Raw genomic sequence first — 20497 nt, 5'->3', positions numbered from 1 at the left:
TTCGCTGAGGAGCCGATCATGAGCGCCCTCGCGTTGTCCGTGCTGCTGTCGTTCGTCTCCGCCGTCGCGTACGCGGGCGGGGCGATCGTCCAGGAGCGTGTCGCGGTGTCCTCCCCCGGTCAGCCCTACGCGCCGCTGCGCCGGCCTGTCTGGTGGGCCGCCGTCGCACTGAACGGCCTCGGCGGGTTGCTGCACGTGGTGGCCCTGGCCTACGGCCCGTTGAGCCTGGTGCAGCCGCTGGGCGCGCTGACCATCGTCTTCGTCCTGCCCATGGCGGCGCTCTTCGTGGGCCGCAAGGCGGGTGCGACGGCCTGGCGGGGCGCGATCATGGCAACGGTGGGTCTCGCCGGCCTGCTCTCCCTGGTCGGCTCGGCCGACGTGCAGTCGCTGGACACTCCCCAGCGTGTGGTGGTGGCCGTGGTCAGCGGTGGCGCGGTGGCGGCGCTGATGATGGCGGGCCGCGCGGCGCATCGGCACCCGGCGGTGCGCAGCATCCTGCTGGCGGTCGCCTCCGGTGTCGCGTTCGGCATGTCCTCGGTGTTCACGAAGACGGTCGCCGTCGACTGGACGGACGGCGTCACACCGTCCGACCTGCCGACCCTCGCGGTCATAGGTGTCTTCGCGACGGCCGGTCTGCTGCTGTCCCAGGCCGCCTACCGGGGCGGCGGCCTCACTGCCCCGCTCGCCACGCTGACCGTGGTGAACCCGGTGGTGGCGGCCGCGGTCGGCATCACGATGTTCGGCGAGACGTTCCGCTACGGCACGACCGGCACCCTCCTCGCGCTGGGCTGCGGCGTCGTCGCGGCGGGCGGTCTGATCCTGCTGACCACCGAGCGCCTCGGCGACGAGGTCCGGGCGGAGCGGGCCCACGAGGACGTCACGGTCACGGCCACCGACCGGGAGTCCCTCGCCCTGGAGGAGCTGCTCGCCGGGCTTCCGCGGCAGACCGCAGGGGCCCCGGACGCCGGCGACGCGATCGGCCTGGACAAGCGCGTGGTCGTACCGGCCCCGTTCCTGGGGAGGAGCGCGGCGGACGAGGACGACGCTCCGCCCGGCCTGCTGCTGCGGCCGTTCCACGGCGAGCTGTATGTGCCCAGGGCACTCCTCGACCGGCATCGCGACCGCGTGAAATCCTGAGCGGGAGGCCCGGACGGGGCCTCCCGCACCGCGTCGGACCTCCCGCACCGCGTCGGACCTCCCGCACCGCGTCAGATCCGGACCCCTCCCGCCCGCAGATAGGCGATCGGATCGATGTCGCTGCCGAAGCCGGGCCCCGTCCGCACCTCGAAGTGCAGATGCGGGCCCGAGCTGTTGCCGGTGGAGCCGGAGCGGCCGATGCGCTGGCCCGCGCCCACGTTCTGGCCGGCCTTCACGGAGATCGCCGACAGATGGGCGTACTGCGTGTAACGGCCGTCGGCGTGCCGGATCACCACCTGGTAGCCGAAGGAGCCGCCCCAGCCCGAGGTGACGATCTCCCCGGCGGCCACGGACTTCACGGAGCTGCCGGTCGCCACGGGGAAGTCGACGCCCGTGTGGTAGCCCTTCGACCAGGAGGAGCCCGAGGCGCGGTAGGGCGTGCCGAGGGAGGCGCTGACCGGGGCGACGAGGGACGCCGACTCCTGCCGCTTCTCGGACGTCTGCTGCTTGTCGGCCTTCTGCTCCTTCTGGACCTTCTTCTGTTCTTTCTTCTGTTCTTTCTTCTGCTGCTCCTTCTTCTGCTCCTTCTTCTGACCCGCCGTGTTCAGGCTCAGCCGCTGGCCGGGGACTATCACGTCCGGGTCGGAGCCGATGGTCTTGCGGTTGGCCTCGTGGAGCTTGCGCCAACCGCCCCGCACGTCCTGGGAGTCGGCGATCTCCGAGAGGGTGTCACCCCGGATCACCGTGTACATCTCGACCTTGCCGGCCTGTGACTGAGGCGTGGTCTGCGGTTTCACGTCCTCGATCATGCGGGTGGGCCCGTCACCGCCCCGCGCGAGGCCCGCGCGCTCCGAGCACACCGGCCAGGCGCCGGGTCCCTGCCCGTCGAGGACCTTCTCGGCGATCGCGATCTGCTGTTCCTTGGTGGCCAGGTCCGCGCGGGCGGCGTAGGCCGTGCCGCCGAAGGCCTCCCAGGTGGACTGGCTGAACTGGAGACCGCCGTAGTACCCGTTCCCGGTGTTGATGTTCCAGTCGTTGGTGGACTCACAGGCCGCGACCTTGTCCCAGGTCTCGACATCGGCCGCTTCCGCGACCCCGGTGCCGATCAGCGGGAGCGCCATCCCGGCGCCGCCCGCCGTGACGGTGAGTGAGGCGCGGTTGATCCTGTTCGGCTGGTACCGGCGGTGCCGACCGCGTACGGCCATGGAGAAGCCCCCCTCGCATATGCCATGAGCCGCAAAAGTAAGTGCCGCGAACAGGCCATGGCAAGACGAAAAATCAGCCGCTCCCGTCCCACGAGTGGCGAGTAAGCGACCTGCTCCGGCGCGTAAGTGCCCCCGTCCGGCGCGCGAGTGACCAGGGACGGCGCGCAAGCGATCGGGTTGCGCGCCCCATTGAGGCAGGTAGGGCCCTTCCTGCGTACTCAAGCCCGGCAGGCCGCGCAGTGCGGACGGGGCCGGTGCACGTCAGGATGACCGGAAGGACAATACTGGCGGGCAGGAACGGCACCACCGATATCAGGATCCATAGGAGCCAACCGTATGAGCACTTCAGCCCAGATCGGCGTCACGGGCCTCGCGGTCATGGGGAGCAACCTCGCCCGCAACTTCGCCCGCAACGGCTACACGGTCGCCGTCCACAACCGCTCCGCGGCGAAGACCCACGCACTGATCAAGGAGCACGGGCACGAGGGCGACTTCATCGCGGCCGAGACCGCCAAGGACTTCGTGCAGGCGCTGGAGCGGCCCCGGCGCCTGGTCGTCATGGTGAAGGCGGGCGGACCGACGGACGCGGTGATCGAGGAGTTCGCGCCGCTCCTGGAGCCCGGCGACATGATCATCGACGGTGGCAACGCGCACTTCGCCGACACCCGCCGCCGTGAGGCCGCGCTGCGCGAGCAGGGCATCCACTTCGTCGGCGCGGGCATCTCCGGCGGCGAGGAGGGCGCGCTCAACGGCCCGAGCATCATGCCCGGCGGCCCGGTCGAGTCGTACGACTCCCTCGGCCCGATGCTGGAGAAGATCTCCGCGAAGGCCTCCGACGGCGCGCCGTGCGTCACGCACGTGGGGCCGGACGGCGCCGGGCACTTCGTGAAGATGGTCCACAACGGCATCGAGTACGCCGACATGCAGCTGATCGGCGAGGCGTACCAGCTGCTGCGCGACGTGGCCGGCTACACCCCCGCGCAGATCGCCGAGATCTTCCGCACCTGGAACACCGGCCGCCTCGACTCGTATCTGATCGAGATCACGGCCGAGGTACTGGCGCACGTGGACGAGGCCACCGGCAAGCCGTTCGTGGACGTGGTCGTCGACCAGGCGGAGCAGAAGGGCACCGGCCGCTGGACCGTCCAGATCGCGCTGGACCTGGGCGTCCCGGTCTCCGGCATCGCCGAGGCCGTCTTCGCGCGCTCCCTGTCGGGCCACGCCGCGCTGCGCGACGCCTCCCGCTCGCTGGCCGGCCCCAAGGCCACGCCGCTCAGCGCGGCCGAGGCCGGTGCCTTCGCCGACCGGGTCGAGCAGGCGCTGTACGCCTCCAAGATCGTGTCGTACACCCAGGGCTTCCACGAGATCGACGCGGCCCGCGACGAGTACGACTGGAACATCGACCTCGGCAAGGTGGCGTCGATCTGGCGGGGCGGCTGCATCATCCGCGCGGCCTTCCTCGACCGGATCCGCGCGGCGTACGACGCCCGGCCCGACCTGCCGAGCCTGCTCTCCGACGACACGTTCGCCCAGGAGATCGCGGCGGCGCAGGACGACTGGCGCGAGGTGCTGGTGGCCGCGACGCGTCAGGGTGTGCCGACGCCCGGGTTCGCGGCGGCGCTGGCGTACTACGACGCGCTGCGTGCTGAGCGGTTGCCTGCGGCGCTCACGCAGGGGCAGCGGGACTTCTTCGGGGCGCACACGTACCGGAGGGTGGACCGGGAGGGGTCGTTCCACACGCTGTGGGGACAGGGCCGGGGCGAGATCGAGGCCTAGGGGGAGGGGGCGCGGACCGGTCGGCGGCTGCGGGTTGTCTGTGGCTGGTCGCGCGGTTCCCCGCGCCCCTGAGTTCGTTGATGTGGCCCGGAGTGGAGATGTCCACGCCGGGCCACATGCGTTTGTTCCGCTACCCCCTACGACAGCGGGCCCGGCCTTGGTTCGCCCGGGACCGGGTCCGGGCCCGGAGGGTTCGGGATGGGGTCCGGTCCCGGGGTGGGGACGGGCGTGGGGACGGGATCGGGGAGCGGGGGCTGCGGGAAGGGTTCCGGGCGGTCGGGGCCCGGGCCCGGGGTGGGGCCGGGGTGCACGGGGTCCGGTTCGGGATGCGTCATCGCGTCCTCCAGCCAGTGGGATACGTCGGCCATGGACTTCTGCCACGGGTACCCGTCGCCCGCACGGGCAGTCACCCGGTCGGCGGAGCCTGCCCCGACCGGGCCTGCGACGCGTTCCTCAGAACCCTTCGGGATGGGCGACGAGCCAGTCCTTCGCCGCCCGCAGCAGCTCCGGACCGACGGCCGGGGCCTCCTCGGGGTGCCGTTCGGCCCACCTGGCGACGTACGGGCACAGGGGCACGACGACGACGCCCTCGCGGGCCGCGATGCCGTACAGCTCCCGGGCCAACGAGCCCGCGACGCCCTGTCCCTCGTGCGCGGGCTCGACGATCGTATGGACCGGGACGAGCGCGCGCTGCGGGGATTCGAGGAGGAAGTACTGGATGTGACCGGCCAGTCCGTCGCCGGCGAAGGCTTCCAGTCGGCCGGCCGCCCGGTCGTCACGGATCTGTACGTCGCTCATGGCACTCCTCGCGTGCGGATCGAAGACGCCGGGCGGCCGCGCGTGGCCTCAGAGGGTGACGGCCTGCGGGCTGCGCCGCTGGTCCGAACCCGGCACCGGCTCGGAGGCGTCCGAACCCAGGGCCACGACCCGGTTGCCGCTGTCCACGTGCACGACCCTGGGCTCCAGGGCGCGGGCCTCGGCGTCGGAGACCTGAGCGTAACTGATGATGATCACCAGGTCCCCGGGATGGACGAGATGGGCCGCGGCACCGTTGATCCCGACGACCCCCGAGCCGCGCTCGCCCTCGATGACGTACGTCTCCAGGCGGGCGCCGTTGGTGACGTCGACGATGTGCACGAGCTCGCCGGGCAGCAGGTCGGCGGCGTCGAGCAGGTCGGCGTCGATGGTCACGGACCCGACATAGTGCAGGTCGGCCTGGGTGACGGTGGCACGGTGGATCTTGGACTTGAACATGGTGCGCAGCATGGAGGCACTCCCGGACCTAGGCTCCCTGCCTGCGTTTTTGCAGGTCAAGGGCTGTTTCCTTACCTTACAACGAGTCGCATTTCCGGTCAGCATTCGCAGGGTTCGAGGACTCACGCTGACCAATTGCCGACTTTCCTGACGCATCATCAGGCCGCGTCCTGGGGCCATCGGGCTCCCAGATCTGCTGCCACAACGACGGCGACCAGCCTACGCACCGGCCTTCACCAGCCTCCGTGACCTTCACCACTGCCGACCCGCACGGTCTGGATGTCTGCGGCGGCGGGACCGCACCGTCCCCCGGACGGTCTGCCCTCGGATCGGCGGGCTACGGACGCGGCCGTACAGACCGTCGAGTGCGGCGTGATCGCCACGGCGCAGCTGATGATGGTTCTCGACAACACCATCACCAACATCGCGCTGCCCAGCATCCAGACCGGCCCGGTGCGGGAGAAGCTGCCGTACGGTAGTCGCCTCCTTGCCGTTTTCGGCGGACTCCGGCCAGTACTGCGCCACGGGGGCGTCGAGGTCGATCAGTCCTTGCTCGGCGGCCATCAGCAGGCAGACGGTGGTGACTCCCTTGCTGACGGAGAACATGACGGTGCGGGTCTCGGGCGTCCAGGCGCGCAGGGTGGTGTGCCCGGCCCAGATGTCCACGACGGGAGCTCCCCTTGCGTACACCAGTCAGGAGGCGGCTGTGTCGCCGCGCTGCTGGAAATTGTCGGCGAAGGCGTCCGCGATCGGCTCGAATCCGCGGGAGACGAGGCCTTCCACCTGTACTGCGGTCATTCACCTTCCCTCTCGTGTGGTGTTGTTCCGGATCTGGGTGACGATCTGAGGCCAGAGCGGACGGGGAAGCTCGTGGCCCATCCCGCGGTGGATGGTCAGATTCGAATCCGGGATCAGCTCGTGCATGGCCTGGGACGCGCCTGGATCGATCAAGCGGTCGCCGTCACCGTGCAGGATCGTGGTGGGCACGGTGATGCGGTGCAGATGAGGCGTACGGTCGGGGGAGTTGTCGAGTGCCTCCACCTGTCGCACGATGCCGTCGGGGTCGTAGTCCCGGTCGTACATCCGGCCGCCGAGTTCGCGCAGCCACGCGATGTCCTGGGGGTATGCGGGTGAGGCGCACACTGATTCGTTGTCCAGGTACAGCGCGATCGCCTCGTCGCGATCACGGGCGGGGGGACGGTCCGTGCGCTCGTCGACCAGGTCGCGTCCGGCGATGAAGTCCGTGCTGGGCGTCGTGTAGATCAGGGCGAGGGTCAGTACCCGCGTGGGGTGGTCGAGGGCGAGCTGTTGGGCGATCATGCCGCCCATCGACTGTCCCACCACGTGCGCTGCGGGAATGTCGAGCGCGGTGAGGAGGCCCGCGGTGTCGTTCGCCATGTCGGCCAGGGTGTAGCCGCCCTGCGGGAACTTCTGCGACAGGCCGACGTCCCGGTTGTCGAAGCGGAGGACGTGGAAGCCGGCGTCGGCGAGTTGTCGGCACAGATCGGCGTGCCATCCGATCATGTGGGCCCCGAGGCCCTGGATCAGCAGCAGCGGGGGGCGCCCGGGATCGCCGAAGGTGTCGTAGCTGAGCGACACCCCTCCGGGCGTGGTGACCATGGTCATGAAAGTCTCCGTTCTGCTATCGGATCGAGCGGATGCCCATGGCCAGCGCACCGGCGATCACGGCGCACACGCTGCTGAAAAGGAACAGTGAGCCGTAGCCGCCGAGTCCGATGAGTGAGCCGGCGATGGCCGGTGCGGCGAGTTGGGGCAGGCCGGTGGCGACGTTGAGAATCGCGAAATCGCGCCCTTCGTTCTCCTTGTCCGGCAGGACCAGCGACATGACGGCGAGGTCGACCGCGAAGTACGTGCCCAGGGCCGCGCCCGAGACGGCGGAGTACACGAGCATCGCGCCCCAGCTGTGGCTGACCATCGGTATGACCTGGGACAGTCCCAGACCGATGGCGCTGATCGCGATGAACAGCCTGCGCCGGTCGACCTTGTCGGCGAGCCAGCCGCAGAGCGTGGCGACGGCGATCCAGGTGCCGAACGACACCGTCGAGAGGGTGCTCACCGCGACGGCGACATTGCCGCCGGGGACGTTCTCGGCCCCGATGTAGTCCTGCACGGCGTAGAAGAGGTAACCGGAAACCGTGAAGTAGGCCAGGAACAAGCCGAACCGGCTGGCGAAGGCCAGGGCGAAGTCACGGTGGCCGAACGCGCGGAAGAACTCCCGGACAGCCGCGACCGCATGGCGTCGTTCCTTCGGTCTCGGCGTGGCCAGGTCGAGCGAGGACGGTTCGCGCGCACCGAACACGAGGGCGAGCGTCGTGACGAGCAGCACCAGCGCAAGGAGCGTGTATGCCCAGACCTGGCTGACTCGGCTGGCCAGGTTGACGCCGAAGAGAATGCCCACCGGAGTGCCGAGCCCGATGACCGCGGAGGCGACACCACGGCGGCCCACGGGCACGCGGTCGGGGAGGATCGCCGAGATCGCCCCTGCATAGAAGTTCGAGGTGAACCACAGGACGGGGACCAGGATCGCGAGGACGACCAGCCCGGTGCTCAGGCCCATGGCGATCGTCAGAACCGCGGACACGCCGGCCATCAGAACCAGCCAGGGGGCGCGTCGTCCGAACCGGGACCGCGTGCGGTCCGACAGCGCTCCTCCGGTGGGAAGCGCGATCATCGAGGCCACCGCGCCCAGCGTCGTCAGCAGCGCCAGCACACCGACCTTGGAGTCGGGCGCGAGTCGCGCCACCTGTGCGGGGAGAAGGATCACCCCGATCGCGTTGAACAGGGCGTATGTGGCGGTGGTCGCCGGGAACACGAAAGCGAGCAGGCGGCTCAGGCGGACCGGATCGGCGGGGGAAGGGACGCGGCCAGGCGTCGTGTCGGTGCTGACGGGGATCGTGTCGCCCATGACAGATCACTCCCTTGTGTGGGCCACCCCGTCGGCGCGCACGAAGACAGTCGTGGGGCTGGGGGTGGGCGGCTCGGGCAAAACGGGCGTGGGGGTCTCTCTCCTCGCAGGCCCGCGACGGCGCTCTAATACGTATTAGGTCGCTGGTCGCCGTACCGTAGCCTCTGCATGGATGTGTGGCAAGGGTTCAGGAGGGGCGTTGGGAAGGGTCACCAGCAAGGACGTGGCGCGGGAGGCCGGGGTCTCACAGACCACAGTGAGTTTCGTGCTGAACGGGAGGGACGAGCACGGTCTCTCCGCCGAGACCCGCCGTCGGGTGCTGGAAACAGCGAAGCGTCTGGGCTATGTGCCATCGGGGGCCGGACGGGCGCTGCGCAAGGGCCGGAGCAAGGTCGTGCTCTGCGTGATTCCGGACTTGCCCGTCGCCGAGGCCATGGAGCAGTTCAAACTGGCCCTCGTCCGGTCGCTGGGCGAGGCCGGCTACACCTGCGTATACCTGCACCATGCCGGGACGGCCACGCCGCTGGCCGAGCTGTGGCAGCACGTTCAGCCGGCGGTGGTCGTCGCGTTCGGCAGTCTGCCGCCCGACGACGCGCAGTCACTGCATCGAGCGGAAATCCCTTTGCTCGACGGCCTGTTCACACCGGACGGTTCCCGGCTGACCGGACTGAACCAGGAGGACATCGGACGCATGCAGATCCAGCACCTCGCGGCCCGTGGACACCGGCACATCGGCTACGCCGCCCTGGACGACCCCCGGGAGCGCCCCTTCTGCCTGCCCCGCCTGCAGGGAGCCACCCGGGCCTGCAACGACCTGGGTCTGCCACCGCCGCGGGTCGTCAGCATGCGCTACTCGCGGGCCGGCGCCCGGGCCGCCGTTGCGGAGTGGACACAGGGCGCCACGCCGGTCACGGCAGTCGCCGCCTTCAACGATCTGCTGGCTCTCGCCGTCCTGGCGAATTGCCCTTCACAGCACATCGCCGTCCCGGCCGACCTGGCGCTCATCGGCGTCGACGACCTCCCGCTGGCCTCGCTCGCCGTACCGGCCCTGACCACCATCGGGATGGACCTCACCGCAGCGGCCGGGAATGTCACCACAAGCATCCTCTCGATGGTCGGCGCTGCCGCCCCACCGACGCCGCGCCGGCCAGGCTCGGGCGACATCCTCGCCCTCATTCAGCGCGAGACGACGTAGCCCGTTGATGACTTCCCGTCGTGTGACCGTCGTGTGGTGGTGTTGCCGGTCGGCGAGCGGACTCCGTCGGGGATCCTGGACCTTCCCCTCGCATCCCTCACCATTCCGGCTCTCTTCATCATTTCCATGGACCTGTCGACCCCGGCACACTGGCCTGCCGCCCAGGTCGTCGGCCTGAGCGAGGCCCGACGTCGATACCGACGGTGAGTTCCTGTGCCTGGTGCACCGCCCGGTCCTCGTAGGTCGCATCTGCGCACGGGCGATCCATCCATAGAGCCGACAGCGCGCATTCCAAGGCCTGGCGCGTTTCAGGCGCATTTCATTGCGTCGTCGCCTAATACGTATTAGCGTGCAGCAAGCCACGGGGCCCCCGGCCGGCCATGACAGCGGCTGCTACGCGTTTTCGGCTCTGTCGCATCGGCTCTGCCCCGCGGCCGCAAGGTTCCAGTGGAGGAGCCATGATCGATAGCGTCGCCACGACACCACCGGCCCCTCCGCCGGCCGCCGGAGGTCCCCCATGCTGCTGTTAGTCCCCCGATCCTGAGCGCGCCCCGGCTGAACAAGTTCTGGCGACACACGACCATCGCCCCGGTACTCCGGATGCCTGTCTTCAACCCTGCGCCGATGGCAGGCGCACCCAGGTGCGATGGACGCCGGGTGGCCGCCGTGGACGCCTCACCAGACCGCGCCCCAGCACTGCGCGACATACAGGTCCCCACCACCATCGCGCGCGGCGACGCGGACCGACCGATCGCCCCCATCGCCTCCGCCGAACTGCACAACGTCATCCCGGACTCAACGCTGACCACCTACCCGGGGATGGGGCACGAACTGCTGCGACCTCTCTGGGACGACCTCGACAAGCAGATCCGTGGCAAGGCTCTTCGCACGAACTGACCACCCAGCACCACAGAGAGGGACAGAGCCGACGTGTCACCCACCGACTCCCCTGCCCGGGCGGCCTCCGGGCAGCGATCCGAACGACCTGGTCGTCGTCCACTGAAGCTGCCGCTCCCGACGAGTCTGAGCAGTCACCTCGTCCAACGCCTTCTACACCTCCCGCCTCCCCTGACCCGCGATCTGGTCGTACAGCGCGACCTTCGCGTGCCCATGTCCGACGGCGTGGAACTGCTGGCCGACCGGTGGGCACCACGAGAGGGGGGCAATGGTCTGCCGACCGCGCTCGTCCGCACGCCCTATGGGCGGCGTGGCTTTGCCAATGAATCGTTCGCCCGGCCGCTGGCCGAGCGAGGCTTCCAGGTGCTGATGCAGAGCTGTCGCGGCACGTTCGGCTCTGGTGGCACTTTCGACGTGTTCCGGCATGAGCGGGCGGACGGGCTGGACACGGCGGCGTGGCTGATCGAGCAGCCGTGGTTCGGCGGGGCGATCGTGCTTGCCGGAGGCAGCTATCTCGGATACACGCAGTGGGCGATCGCCGATCAGGTACCGAGCGAGGTCAAGGCGATGGTCCCCGTGGTCACCGATTCCGCGCTCTTGCTCGGGCTGCTCCGCAAGGACGCCTTCGCCATGGAGACAGTGATCAGCTGGGGTGCCCTGGTCGAGGTCCAGGAACGCCGCGGGGCGCTGCTCCGGCAGTTCCTCGGCGCGAGAAGGCTGCGACGCGCCTATTCCACCCTGCCCCTCAACCGGGCCGACGTCACGGCCGTCGGTCGCACCTCCGAACACGTACAGGACTTCCTGAACCACGATGCCGACGATCCGTACTGGGCCGAGACCGACCACCGGAGCCGGGTGGCCCAGGTCACGGTACCCGTCAGCTCGGTCGCCGGCTGGTACGACATCTTTCTGCCCAGCCAGTTGCGCGACTACCAAGCCCTGCGCGAGGCAGGACGACCGGCCCGGCTGACCGTCGGGCCGTGGTCTCACGGCACCACCACCGCCGTTCTGGGCGCGGGCCTGCGGGAAACGCTCGAGTTCGGGCTCGCGCACGCCCGCGGCGAGCAACCACCGGACCGCGCACCGGTGCGCCTGTATGTGATGGGCGAGGAAGCTTGGCGGGACGTCGAGTCCTGGCCGCCGCCGGGATACTCCCCACGCCGCTTCCACCTCCAGCCCGGTGGCGCGCTGTCCCAGGAACAGGCCGGCGACTCGGCCCCCGACCGATACCGCTACGACCCTTCGGATCCCACACCGGCCGTGGGCGGCGTCCGGCTGCAGGGCAGCGGAGCCCGCACGGACAACTCGGCTGTGGAGGCCCGTAAGGACGTGCTCACCTACACCACCACCCCGCTCGACCGGGACGTCGAGATCATCGGCAACGTAAGCGCCGAGATATGGTTCCGCTCCAGTCTGTCCCACAGCGACGTCTTCGTCCGCCTCTGCGACGTGGACGACCGCGGGCGCTCGTACAACGTCTGTGACGGCCTGATCAGCTTGTCCAAAGCTGACGACCTCACCTGTGCCTCCGTCGAGATGTGGCCTACCGCGCACCGGTTCAAAAAGGGCCACCGCATCAGAGTCCAGGTCGCCAGCGGCGCGTTCCCCCGCTACGCCCGCAATCCGGGCACCGGCGAGCCGCATGCCACGGCCACCACCCTCAGAGCCGCCGACCAAGAGGTCTACCACGACCCCGCCCGCCCCTCGGCGGTCATCCTGCCGGTACGAGAGGCCGACTAGCCACCGACGCGACCACCTCACCGGGGCAGTGCCGATGCGCGCTGCGCGGACGGGCGCCGTCCCAGATCACCTGCAGGTCCACTCAGAACACCGTACTGGTGCCAACGCACGCCACAGTCCAAGGAGAACCACGTGCTGAACCTGGCAATGCTGCTCGAGGACACCGCCCAGCGGCTTCCGGGCCGAGACGCCCTGGTGCTCGGGGAGACACGTCTTTCCTACGCGGCCCTGGACAGCTCCGCAAACCGAGTGGCGAACCTACTGGTGGAGCACGGAGTGCGCCCCGGTGACCGGGTGGCCCTGTCCTGCCCGAACGTGCCGGACTTCCCGATCATCTACTACGGCATCCTCAAAGCGGGCGCAGTCGTGGTCCCGCTCAACATCCTGCTCAAGGCAGAGGAGATCGCCTACCATCTGGCCGACTCCGGGGCCAAGGCCTACTTCTGCTTCGAAGGCACGGCTGAACTCCCGCTGGGCGCGGAGGGCCGGCGCGGGTTCTCCGAAGTCGACGGGTGCGAGCACTTCTTCCTCATCACAGCCGCCGCCTCGTCTCCCGGCACAGCGGAGGGAGCGGCCACTCTGGGGGAAGCCGTGGCTCAACTGTCGACCGAGTTCGAATCGGTCGCCACGGAGGCGACCGACACGGCGGTGATCCTCTACACCAGCGGAACCACCGGCAGGCCCAAGGGCGCCGAGCTGACCCACACCAACATGCTGCTCAACGCCGTCGTCTGCCACAGGACGTTCGGCACCGTCAACCATGATGTGCACCTGGTGACACTGCCGCTCTTCCACTCTTTCGGCCAGAGCGTGCAGATGAACGCCGGCATCGGCGCAGGAGCGACGCTCGTCCTTCTCCCCCGGTTCGACGCCACCACCGCGCTGAAGCTGATGGAGGAAGAGAAAGTCACCTTCTTCGCCGGCGTACCCACCATGTACTGGGGTCTGCTCGGCGCCGACCACACGGCCGTCGACCTGGAAGCCATCGCCGACAGCCTGCGGATGGCGCTGTCCGGCGGCGCCGCGTTGCCCGTGGAGATCCTGGAGCGGGTACACAAGGTCCTCGGTGTACAGGTCCGGGAAGGCTACGGACTCTCCGAAACCAGCCCGATCGCCACCTTCAACCACCCCGGACGGGAAGCAAAGCCCGGCTCGATCGGACAACCGGTCTGGGGCATACGGCTCAAGCTGATCGACAGCCACTGGAACGAAGTCACAGACGGCGAAATCGGCGAGATCGCCATTCGTGGACACAACGTCATGAAGGGCTATCTCGGCCGCCCTGACGCCACCGCCGAAGCCATCAGTGACGGCTGGTTCCGCACCGGCGACGTGGCCCGCCGGGATGCCGACGGCTACTACTACATCGTCGACCGGGCCAAGGACATGATCGTCCGGGGCGGCTTCAACGTGTACCCGCGCGAGTTGGAAGAAGTCATCATGACCCATCCCGCGGTAAGCATGGTCGCCGTCATCGGCGTACCCCACGAGTCCCACGGCGAGGAGATCAAGGCATTCGTCATCCTCCAACCGGGAGCCGAACTCACAGAGGAGGAACTGGTGAGCTGGTGCAAGGAGCGCATGGCCGCATACAAATACCCCCGCCTGGTGGAATTCACCGACACACTCCCCATGACGGCCACCGGCAAGATCCTCAAGCGCAGCCTGCGGCAGCCATGACCGTACTGCGGTAGGGATCCGACTGCCGGTCAGCCATCATCACGCAGGTCGCCGGAAACAGGAACGGGTCCACGTCGCGGAAGACGACGCATACCTGCGCGTCGCCGGGCCCCTGGTACCGCCGGGCCCCACAGGCCCTGAGTGGCAATGACGACCACCGCTCTCGGGCGTAGCTGACCTGTTCCGTCCCCGGCGCAAACCCGGCCCGGCGGCGGACGAGCCGCCCCGGAAGCCGGCGCCGAACGGCTCCTGCCGCACGCCTGAACACACATGCCTGTTCCCGCAGCCATGGCTGCGGGAACAGGCATCGAATCCGGAGCCGCCGGGCGAGAACCAGTGGCCGTACGCGAAGCTCAAGCTCAGCGGCTAGGTGTCACGAGGACGCTCGCCCCGCGAGGCGGGCTTGCCACGCGTCGCGCAGTGCGGGGACGATGCCGCGCGGCAGGAACAGCACAACGAGGATGAGAAGGGCGGCGTACACGGCGTAGTTGAGGATGCTGGGGGCGCTGGCGGGCATGCCCGGCCTGGAGCCCAGGTCGTTGAGGAACTGCACGATCAGGGTGATCGCGGTGGCGCCCAGGAGCGCGCCCCAGATGGTGCCGAGCCCGCCGACGACGGCCATCACCAGGAACTGGATGGACAGCAGGACCGGGAAGGACCCCGGATTGATGTAGCCGATGAAGAAGGCGTAGATCCCTCCGGCGAGTCCGGCGAACGCGGCGGCCAGGGTGAACACGGCGAGTTTGTAGCGGGCCACCGGCACTCCGCTGGCGCTCGCCGCCGTCTCGCTGGTGGCCAGCGCGCGCAGTCCGCGGCCGGCCCGTGAGGTGACGACGTTACGGGCGACCAGGACGGTGACGGCCACGGCAGCCCAGGCCAGGTAGGCGTAGTGGATGTCCTCGCCCAGTTCCGTACCTCCGACGGAGAGTCGCGGGATGCCCTGCAGACCGACCGAACCACCGGCCCAGTCCGCCTCGCCCAACAGGGAGATGAGAATGAGCTGCAGCGCGATGGTGGCGAAGGCCAGGTGGTGCCCCCGCAGCCGCAGCAACGGTCCGCCGATGGCGGCGGCGAACAGGGCGGCGATCAGTGGTGCCGCGGCCAGCGCCAGCAGCGGCGGCGTACCGTGGACGCCCAGCAGGCCGGCCGCGTAGGCGCCGATGGCGTAGAACGACGCCTGGCCGATGGAGACCTGGCCCGCGTAGCCCATGAGCAGGCTCAGCCCCACGGTGACCATGGCGGACAGGGCGAGCAGGATGTACACCGAGAGCTGGCCGGCGGTCAGCATCGGAGGCAGGGCGAGGGTCACGGCCACCGCCGCGCCGGCCGCGACGAGGCCGGCCCGCCTCCCCCGGCCGGCGAAACGGGCGCCGAGGGGCCCTCGGGCGTCCGACGACTGGTGTCCCCCGCGCCGCCGGGGGGCTGGGAGGTGGCCCGTTCACGGCCGGAGGTGACGGCGCTCATGTCGTGCTGCCTTTCTGGTGCGGCGGATACGGATCGAGCACGGACGGGGTGCCCCATGCGTGCATACACCCGGTGTACGCGGAGGGCAGCGGGCGTCCCACAGAGGACTGATGAGGCGTCATCCGGCCTCCGCCACGACGCTGTGGGTACGGGCCGCCTGCCCGATCATCAGCGCCAGGACCAGACCCAGCGCCACCACGGTCTGGTACGTGGCGCTTCCATAGCCCGCGACCATCGCTTCGGCCACTCCGAGGAACAGCGCACCGGCCAGGGTGCGGCCGATGTGATGCATGGACCCGACGACCGCCGCCGCGAAACCGTTGATGATCAGCGCCACGTCGGAGTCGAAGGCCATCGAGTTCATGGGCGCCAGCAGAACGCCGGCCAGACCGCCGAGAGCGCCGCCGATGGCGAAGGCGATCAGCCCCATGCGGGTGACGGAGATCCCGACGACGCGGGCGGCGTACGGGTTGGAGGAGCACGCGGAGAGGGCCTTGCCGGCGTCGGTACGGCCGAACAGCGTGGCCATCGCGGCGAAGACGGCCACGGTGACGCCGATGATGAGCAGGTAGTGGGTCTGGATACGGGCGCCGAAGACGGTCACGGCGCCGGAGAGCCCCTCGGAGGACCGACCCTGGTCCCCCCAGAGCATGACCTCCACGGCGTACGCCAGAATGCCCAGTCCCAGGGTGACCATCAGCGCGGCCTGCGGCGAGGTCCCCCGCCGACCGATGGCGATCATGCCGACGAGCAGTCCCACGACGGCGGCGACGGCGACCCCGAGCAGTTCGGCGAGCCCGTGCGGGAGGTCGGTGTCGAGGAGCGAGATGGCGGTCAGCGCCCCGACGACGGCGAAGGTGCCCTGGGCGAAGTTGACCACCCGCGTCACCCGGTGGATGAGCACCAGGCCGCTGCCGATCAGCGCGATGCCGCAGCCGGTGCCCAGTCCGGTGATGAGGTAGACGAGGAAGTCGCTCATTTCGCCTCCCGTGTCGCGGCCTGCGCGGCCTGGACGGCGGTGTCCTGGTTGCCCCGGGCGGTCTTGGCAGTGCCGGGCGTGGGTGCGGGGTCGGCCGTGGCCCGGTCGTGCGGACCCGGCTCGTCCGAACCCCGGCCGTCCGGACCCGGGTCGTCCTGAGCGTCCGGAGGGCTTGGGAGTACCTGGGCCTCGCCGAGGTAGGCCCGGGCGATGTCGGGGCTGGCGGCCAGGTCGGCGCTGTCGCCCTCGGCGGCGATCCGTCCCGCTTCCAGGACGTAGGCGCGGCTGCACAGGTCCAGGGCGAGCCGCGCGTTCTGCTCGATGAGCACAACGGCCGTGCCCTGCTCCCGGTTGAGCTCGGTCAGGTGCTCGGCGAGGTCGGCGACGATGAGAGGCGCGAGGCCGAGGGAGAGAGCCGGTCGGGATGCACGACGTCGGACACCCCGGTGACGGTGACGTCCTTCCTGCTCGTACCGATGACCCTCGCTCCCAGCGCGTGCAGTTTCGCGGCGACGACCCGGCCGATCCCGCCGAGGCCGAGTACGAGCACGGTCTGCTCGCTCACCTGCCTCATCGTCCAGCGGCCGCTCCACTCACGGTCGCGCTGCTGACGGTCGAGGCGGGGAAGATTTTTGGCTCCCGCGAGCACGCCGAAGACGGCGAATCTGCCAAGGGCTGCCCGTGCACACCGGCCGAGGTGGTGAAGGCGACCCGGCCGAGTTCTTCGGAGCTGAGCCCCGCCGCCTTGACCTGGCTCCCGCCGCCGGCCGCCATAGTGTGCACCCAGCGCAGCCGCCCGTTCTCGCGAACCGTGCGCGCCAGCGCGGACGGGTTCACGTCGGGGATGCCGTACAGAGCTTCGGCGGAGTCGAGGGCGGCCTCATAAGCGTGCTGCCGCGCGGGTGTGCGCCGCCAGGCCGGGTCGCCGGCGAAGTCGCCAGGCCAGCACATGGGCGGGAGCAGGTCCTGGTCCACCACGAGGTCGATCCGGGGCTCCAGCTCCCTCAGGCGCGCGCGGTTCTCCTCGGACAGCGGCGCGGCGACCGCGACGCGAAGCCGACCCGGCGCTCCCATCAGGCAGCCTTCTTACGCAGCTCCTCGACCTCGGCGTCGAGGTCGGCCTCGCGGGCGACGATCTCCTTGACTGCCGCGAGCGCCTCCTCGACGCGGTGCGGCGGGATGACGATCACGCCGTCGGCGTCGGCTGCGATGATGTCGCCGGGGTTCACCACGACCCCGCCGATGGCGACGGGTTCGCCGATCGTGCCCGGTCCGTTCTTGAAGGGGCCGGCGGGTGTCAGCCCGCGCGCGAAGACCGGGACGCCGAGCTCCTCGATGATCGCGCCGTCGCGCACATAGCCGTCGATGACCGCTCCGACGGCGCCGTACACGTCGAACCGCTGGGCGAGGTTGTCGCCGACGATGGCGCGGCCCTCGTAGCCGAAGGCGTTGATGACGAGGATGTCGCCGGGGCGGATGTGCTCGAGCGCGGCGATCACGGCCTTGTTGTCACCCGCGACGGTGAGCACCGGGAGCGCGGTGCCGACGGCCCGGGCCCCGTTCCAGATGGGCGCGATACCCCCGTCGACGATGTTCAGCCGGTCGAGGGCGTCGCCGAGGTTGGCCACGGAGTGCTCGCGGAACTGGTCGAGCACGTGGCGCTCAACACGTTCCCACCCCGTGTGGACGCGCACGTTGTCCTGAGTCATCGATGACCCCTCCTCTGAAAATGCGAAAGCTTTCGCGTTTTGAGGTGCCAGTGTGCATCCAACCGCGCGACCGGACAAGAGGTCGAGACAGTCCGATCGACCGCGACAACCAAGGAAACATGACGGAATCGCAAGATTGACACGTAGGCAACTCCGACTCTTGACCGTGCCGAGAATGCGAACCTATTCTCATTCGCGATTGAGGTCGCAGCTTGGCTCCGGTACGTACTGAAGCGCCGAGCCACCCACTCCGCCGCGGCGCCGTCGTCGCCTCCCCACGCGGACCCAGCGCATGCTTCCCAGGACACCGATCCGGAGTCCGCGACAGCGAAAGTGAACCCCCATGGCAACGTCAGATCGGCTCCACTCCACGTCAGACCAGCCACAGACAGCGGGCGACGCCGTCACCGCACAGGACAAAGTCGTCCGCAAGGCCACCGTCGCGGGCGCCATCGGCTCGTTCGTGGAGTGGTACGACTACGGCATCTACGGCCTGCTCGTCACCTATCTCGCGATCAACATCATGGGCGAGGCCGAGGCCGGCGGGCTCTTCCTCACCAACGTCGGTTTCCTGATCAGCTTCCTCGCCCGCCCCTTCGGCAGCGTGATCTGCGGATACCTCGGCGACAAGCTGGGACGCAAGACGCTCCTGGCAACCCTGCTGGTGCTCATCTCCGGAGCGACGGCGGCGATCGGCCTCATCCCGTCCCACGCCGCCATCGGCGTCGCCGCGCCCGTCCTTCTGGTCCTCCTCCGCGTGCTCCAGGGCTTCTCCGCGGGTGGCGAGGTGGCGGGCGCCATGTCGTTCGTGGGTGAGTACGCCCCGGACGCGCGCCGCAACTACATGATGAGCTTCATCGCCGTCGGCTCCTTCGTGGCTCTCATGTTCGGCAGCACGCTCTCCGCCGTCCTCATCACGACGCTCGGCGACGACGCGATGGCCTCCTGGGCCTGGCGGATCCCCTTCCTGCTCGCCGTACCGCTCGGCTATGTCGGCTTCTATATCCGCAGCCGGCTGGAGGAGACCCCGCACTTCACGGCCCTGCGCGAGGAGAAGAGTGTCGCCCGCAACCCGCTGCGCGAGGCGCTGACCTCCCCGCGGCACCTGAAGGCGATCGCGCTCACCATCTTCCTGCCAGCGCTCAACGGCCCCGGCTACTACCTGCTGTTCGTCTACATGCCGACGTATCTGAAGACCTCGCTCGGCGACCACAACTTCTCGATGGTGCGGGCGCTCATGGTCACCGCGTTCAGCCTGGTCGCCATCGTCATCAGCATCCCGCTCATGGCACGGCTGTCCGACCGCATCGGCCGCAAGCCCGTGCTCGCCCTCTCGGCCGTCGCGATGGGGCTGGTCTCGTACCCGATGTTCCTGCTCATCACCACCGGTGAGTTCGGGCTCGCCTGCATCGGCACCGTCGTTCTCGCGGTGGCGTTCTCCGGCCACGCCGCGGTGGTCCACACCGTCCTCGCCGAGATGTTCCCGACCAGCGTGCGCTACTCCGCGTACAGCATCGGCTTCAGCATCTCGACGATCATCTTCGGCGGCAGCGCCCCGCTCGTGATGACCGAACTCATCAAGTCGACAGGCTCCAACCTGATCCCGGCGTTCGCGTCGATCATCACCGCCGCGATCACCCTGGTCACCGTGGCCTTCCTGCGGGAGACCAAGGGCCGACCGCTCGCATCCCACTGAACCGAACCGCACTTCGGGAGACACACCATGACATCCGGAACCAACTCGGTAGCAGTCGTCGCCGACCTCGGCGAGAGCTTCGGCAACTACACGATCGGCGACGACGCAGCCCTGCTCGGCCTCGTCACCGCCTCGAACATCGCCTGCGGCTTCCACGCCGGCGACCCGCGCATCATGGACCAGACGGTCGCCGACTGCGTCGAGCGCGGCATCGAACTGGGCGCCCACCCCGGCTATCCCGACCTCGTCGGCTTCGGCCGCCGGCTGATCGAGGCCACGGAGGAGGAGATCCGCACCGACGTCCTCTACCAGCTCGGGGCGCTCGACGCCTTCGCCCGTGTGCACGGCGGCACGATCAGCCATGTCGCCCCGCACGGCCGCATGGGATCGATAGCGCAGACCGACGCCAAACACGCCCGCGCCATCACGGACGCGATCGCCGCGTACAACAAGGACTACATCGTCATCTGTCAACGCGGCCTGCTCGCGGAGGAGTCCAGGAAGCGCGGCCTCGATGTCGGCTACGTCTTTCTCGCCGACCGCGGCTACGGCGACGACGGCATGCCCGTGCCGCGCTCGCACGAGCAGGGCCTGATCTACGAGCCCGAGGTCATCGGCGAGCGCTGTGTACAGGTCGTGCGGGAGGGCACCGTGCGCTCGGTGGACGGCAACGTCGTACCGCTCGGCCACGACGTCGACGTACTCCTTCTGCACGGCGACCACCCGTCCGTGCTCGCCAACGGCACCGCGCTGCGCGCCGGTTTGGACGCGGCGGGTGTCAACGTCACAGGGCTGAAGGACGTGTTGGCCGAGAAGGCGAAAGCACTGGTCTGATACTC

Annotated in this window: 21 protein-coding genes; 8 read left to right on the top strand and 13 right to left on the bottom strand. The window is 69.3% G+C overall.

The window, feature by feature from the left end; all coding sequences use genetic code 11:
• Positions 1–18 precede the first annotated feature (18 nt).
• Positions 19–1137: a DMT family transporter gene (locus tag ACFU53_RS17685; RefSeq protein ID WP_383992553.1), complete on the top strand. Its 1119-nt coding sequence runs from the start codon at positions 19–21 to the stop codon at positions 1135–1137.
• A gap of 71 nt (positions 1138–1208) precedes the next feature.
• Here the strand turns inward: ACFU53_RS17685 and ACFU53_RS17680 are convergent, their stop codons facing one another.
• Positions 1209–2342 (bottom strand): transglycosylase family protein, encoded by a 1134-nt coding sequence (locus tag ACFU53_RS17680; protein WP_383992549.1) that lies wholly within the window; start codon positions 2340–2342, stop codon positions 1209–1211.
• A gap of 336 nt (positions 2343–2678) precedes the next feature.
• On the opposite strand from ACFU53_RS17680, the gene gndA reads away from it, so the two are divergent.
• Positions 2679–4118, top strand: coding sequence for an NADP-dependent phosphogluconate dehydrogenase (gndA, locus tag ACFU53_RS17675; RefSeq protein WP_383992547.1), 1440 nt, complete (start codon positions 2679–2681; stop codon positions 4116–4118).
• Between the two features lie 137 nt (positions 4119–4255).
• Here the strand turns inward: gndA and ACFU53_RS17670 are convergent, their stop codons facing one another.
• The 6 genes from ACFU53_RS17670 to ACFU53_RS17645 form a co-directional block, all read right to left on the bottom strand.
• Positions 4256–4486 (bottom strand): hypothetical protein, encoded by a 231-nt coding sequence (locus tag ACFU53_RS17670; RefSeq protein WP_383992545.1) that lies wholly within the window; start codon positions 4484–4486, stop codon positions 4256–4258.
• A gap of 85 nt (positions 4487–4571) precedes the next feature.
• The gene (locus ACFU53_RS17665) at positions 4572–4916 is read right to left on the bottom strand and encodes a GNAT family N-acetyltransferase (protein ID WP_383992542.1); all 345 of its coding nucleotides are present in this window, start codon (positions 4914–4916) and stop codon (positions 4572–4574) included.
• Positions 4917–4964: 48 nt separating this feature from the next.
• Complete coding sequence (panD, locus tag ACFU53_RS17660) at positions 4965–5384, bottom strand: aspartate 1-decarboxylase (protein WP_383992539.1); 420 nt, start codon at positions 5382–5384, stop codon at positions 4965–4967.
• A gap of 240 nt (positions 5385–5624) precedes the next feature.
• Positions 5625–6062: a serine hydrolase domain-containing protein gene (locus tag ACFU53_RS17655; RefSeq protein WP_383992536.1), complete on the bottom strand. Its 438-nt coding sequence runs from the start codon at positions 6060–6062 to the stop codon at positions 5625–5627.
• Between the two features lie 108 nt (positions 6063–6170).
• A complete protein-coding gene (locus ACFU53_RS17650) occupies positions 6171–6998 on the bottom strand; it encodes an alpha/beta fold hydrolase (protein WP_383992534.1) in 828 nt (275 codons plus the stop codon).
• Positions 6999–7014: 16 nt separating this feature from the next.
• Complete coding sequence (locus ACFU53_RS17645; protein WP_383992531.1) at positions 7015–8298, bottom strand: MFS transporter; 1284 nt, start codon at positions 8296–8298, stop codon at positions 7015–7017.
• A gap of 265 nt (positions 8299–8563) precedes the next feature.
• On the opposite strand from ACFU53_RS17645, the gene ACFU53_RS17640 reads away from it, so the two are divergent.
• From ACFU53_RS17640 to ACFU53_RS17625, 4 genes are all read left to right on the top strand, one after another.
• Entirely contained in the window at positions 8564–9493 is a 930-nt protein-coding gene (locus tag ACFU53_RS17640; RefSeq protein WP_383992529.1) for a LacI family DNA-binding transcriptional regulator, read from the top strand.
• Positions 9494–10117: 624 nt separating this feature from the next.
• Positions 10118–10390: an alpha/beta fold hydrolase gene (locus ACFU53_RS17635; protein WP_383992526.1), complete on the top strand. Its 273-nt coding sequence runs from the start codon at positions 10118–10120 to the stop codon at positions 10388–10390.
• Positions 10391–10603: 213 nt separating this feature from the next.
• Complete coding sequence (locus tag ACFU53_RS17630) at positions 10604–12130, top strand: CocE/NonD family hydrolase (protein WP_383992524.1); 1527 nt, start codon at positions 10604–10606, stop codon at positions 12128–12130.
• 132 nt (positions 12131–12262) lie between these two features.
• The gene (locus tag ACFU53_RS17625) at positions 12263–13810 is read left to right on the top strand and encodes a long-chain fatty acid--CoA ligase (protein ID WP_383992521.1); all 1548 of its coding nucleotides are present in this window, start codon (positions 12263–12265) and stop codon (positions 13808–13810) included.
• A gap of 373 nt (positions 13811–14183) precedes the next feature.
• Here the strand turns inward: ACFU53_RS17625 and ACFU53_RS17620 are convergent, their stop codons facing one another.
• The 6 genes from ACFU53_RS17620 to ACFU53_RS17595 all read right to left on the bottom strand — a co-directional run bounded on the left by ACFU53_RS17620 (position 14184) and on the right by ACFU53_RS17595 (position 17962).
• The gene (locus ACFU53_RS17620) at positions 14184–15119 is read right to left on the bottom strand and encodes a branched-chain amino acid ABC transporter permease (RefSeq protein WP_383992519.1); all 936 of its coding nucleotides are present in this window, start codon (positions 15117–15119) and stop codon (positions 14184–14186) included.
• 273 nt (positions 15120–15392) lie between these two features.
• Entirely contained in the window at positions 15393–16253 is an 861-nt protein-coding gene (locus tag ACFU53_RS17615) for a branched-chain amino acid ABC transporter permease (protein WP_383992516.1), read from the bottom strand.
• The gene (locus ACFU53_RS17610) at positions 16250–16582 is read right to left on the bottom strand and encodes a hypothetical protein (protein ID WP_383992513.1); all 333 of its coding nucleotides are present in this window, start codon (positions 16580–16582) and stop codon (positions 16250–16252) included. The genes ACFU53_RS17615 and ACFU53_RS17610 overlap by 4 nt, the downstream gene beginning before the upstream one ends.
• 32 nt (positions 16583–16614) lie before the next feature.
• A complete protein-coding gene (locus ACFU53_RS17605) occupies positions 16615–16902 on the bottom strand; it encodes an NAD(P)-dependent oxidoreductase (protein WP_383992510.1) in 288 nt (95 codons plus the stop codon).
• Positions 16824–17327 carry a hypothetical protein gene (locus ACFU53_RS17600; RefSeq protein ID WP_383992507.1) on the bottom strand — a complete coding sequence of 168 codons (504 nt, stop codon included), beginning with the start codon at positions 17325–17327 and terminating at the stop codon, positions 16824–16826. The genes ACFU53_RS17605 and ACFU53_RS17600 overlap by 79 nt, the downstream gene beginning before the upstream one ends.
• A complete protein-coding gene (locus ACFU53_RS17595) occupies positions 17327–17962 on the bottom strand; it encodes an RraA family protein (RefSeq protein ID WP_383992504.1) in 636 nt (211 codons plus the stop codon). The genes ACFU53_RS17600 and ACFU53_RS17595 overlap by 1 nt, the downstream gene beginning before the upstream one ends.
• Before the next feature lie 343 nt (positions 17963–18305).
• On the opposite strand from ACFU53_RS17595, the gene ACFU53_RS17590 reads away from it, so the two are divergent.
• Both ACFU53_RS17590 and ACFU53_RS17585 read left to right on the top strand, forming a co-directional pair.
• The gene (locus ACFU53_RS17590; protein WP_383992503.1) at positions 18306–19658 is read left to right on the top strand and encodes an MFS transporter; all 1353 of its coding nucleotides are present in this window, start codon (positions 18306–18308) and stop codon (positions 19656–19658) included.
• Between the two features lie 27 nt (positions 19659–19685).
• The gene (locus ACFU53_RS17585) at positions 19686–20492 is read left to right on the top strand and encodes a LamB/YcsF family protein (protein WP_383992500.1); all 807 of its coding nucleotides are present in this window, start codon (positions 19686–19688) and stop codon (positions 20490–20492) included.
• Positions 20493–20497: the final 5 nt, after the last annotated feature.

Source organism: Streptomyces sp. NPDC057474 (assembly GCF_042802555.1).
GTDB lineage: Bacteria > Actinomycetota > Actinomycetes > Streptomycetales > Streptomycetaceae > Streptomyces.
The sequence above is the reverse complement of the archived record's forward strand: the minus strand, read 5'-3'. Positions and strand labels throughout refer to the sequence as shown.

Coding starts and splice junctions, on each gene's coding strand:
- ACFU53_RS17680 (WP_383992549.1), bottom strand. CDS start 2,342: ATGGCCGTACGCGGTCGGCACCGCCGGTACCAGCCGAACAGGATCAAC.
- ACFU53_RS17630 (WP_383992524.1), top strand. CDS start 10,604: ATGTCCGACGGCGTGGAACTGCTGGCCGACCGGTGGGCACCACGAGAG.
- gndA (WP_383992547.1), top strand. CDS start 2,679: ATGAGCACTTCAGCCCAGATCGGCGTCACGGGCCTCGCGGTCATGGGG.
- panD (WP_383992539.1), bottom strand. CDS start 5,384: ATGCTGCGCACCATGTTCAAGTCCAAGATCCACCGTGCCACCGTCACC.
- ACFU53_RS17600 (WP_383992507.1), bottom strand. CDS start 17,327: ATGGGAGCGCCGGGTCGGCTTCGCGTCGCGGTCGCCGCGCCGCTGTCC.
- ACFU53_RS17670 (WP_383992545.1), bottom strand. CDS start 4,486: ATGGCCGACGTATCCCACTGGCTGGAGGACGCGATGACGCATCCCGAA.
- ACFU53_RS17595 (WP_383992504.1), bottom strand. CDS start 17,962: ATGACTCAGGACAACGTGCGCGTCCACACGGGGTGGGAACGTGTTGAG.
- ACFU53_RS17585 (WP_383992500.1), top strand. CDS start 19,686: ATGACATCCGGAACCAACTCGGTAGCAGTCGTCGCCGACCTCGGCGAG.
- ACFU53_RS17650 (WP_383992534.1), bottom strand. CDS start 6,998: ATGACCATGGTCACCACGCCCGGAGGGGTGTCGCTCAGCTACGACACC.
- ACFU53_RS17615 (WP_383992516.1), bottom strand. CDS start 16,253: ATGAGCGACTTCCTCGTCTACCTCATCACCGGACTGGGCACCGGCTGC.
- ACFU53_RS17665 (WP_383992542.1), bottom strand. CDS start 4,916: ATGAGCGACGTACAGATCCGTGACGACCGGGCGGCCGGCCGACTGGAA.
- ACFU53_RS17645 (WP_383992531.1), bottom strand. CDS start 8,298: ATGGGCGACACGATCCCCGTCAGCACCGACACGACGCCTGGCCGCGTC.
- ACFU53_RS17635 (WP_383992526.1), top strand. CDS start 10,118: ATGGCAGGCGCACCCAGGTGCGATGGACGCCGGGTGGCCGCCGTGGAC.
- ACFU53_RS17590 (WP_383992503.1), top strand. CDS start 18,306: ATGGCAACGTCAGATCGGCTCCACTCCACGTCAGACCAGCCACAGACA.
- ACFU53_RS17685 (WP_383992553.1), top strand. CDS start 19: ATGAGCGCCCTCGCGTTGTCCGTGCTGCTGTCGTTCGTCTCCGCCGTC.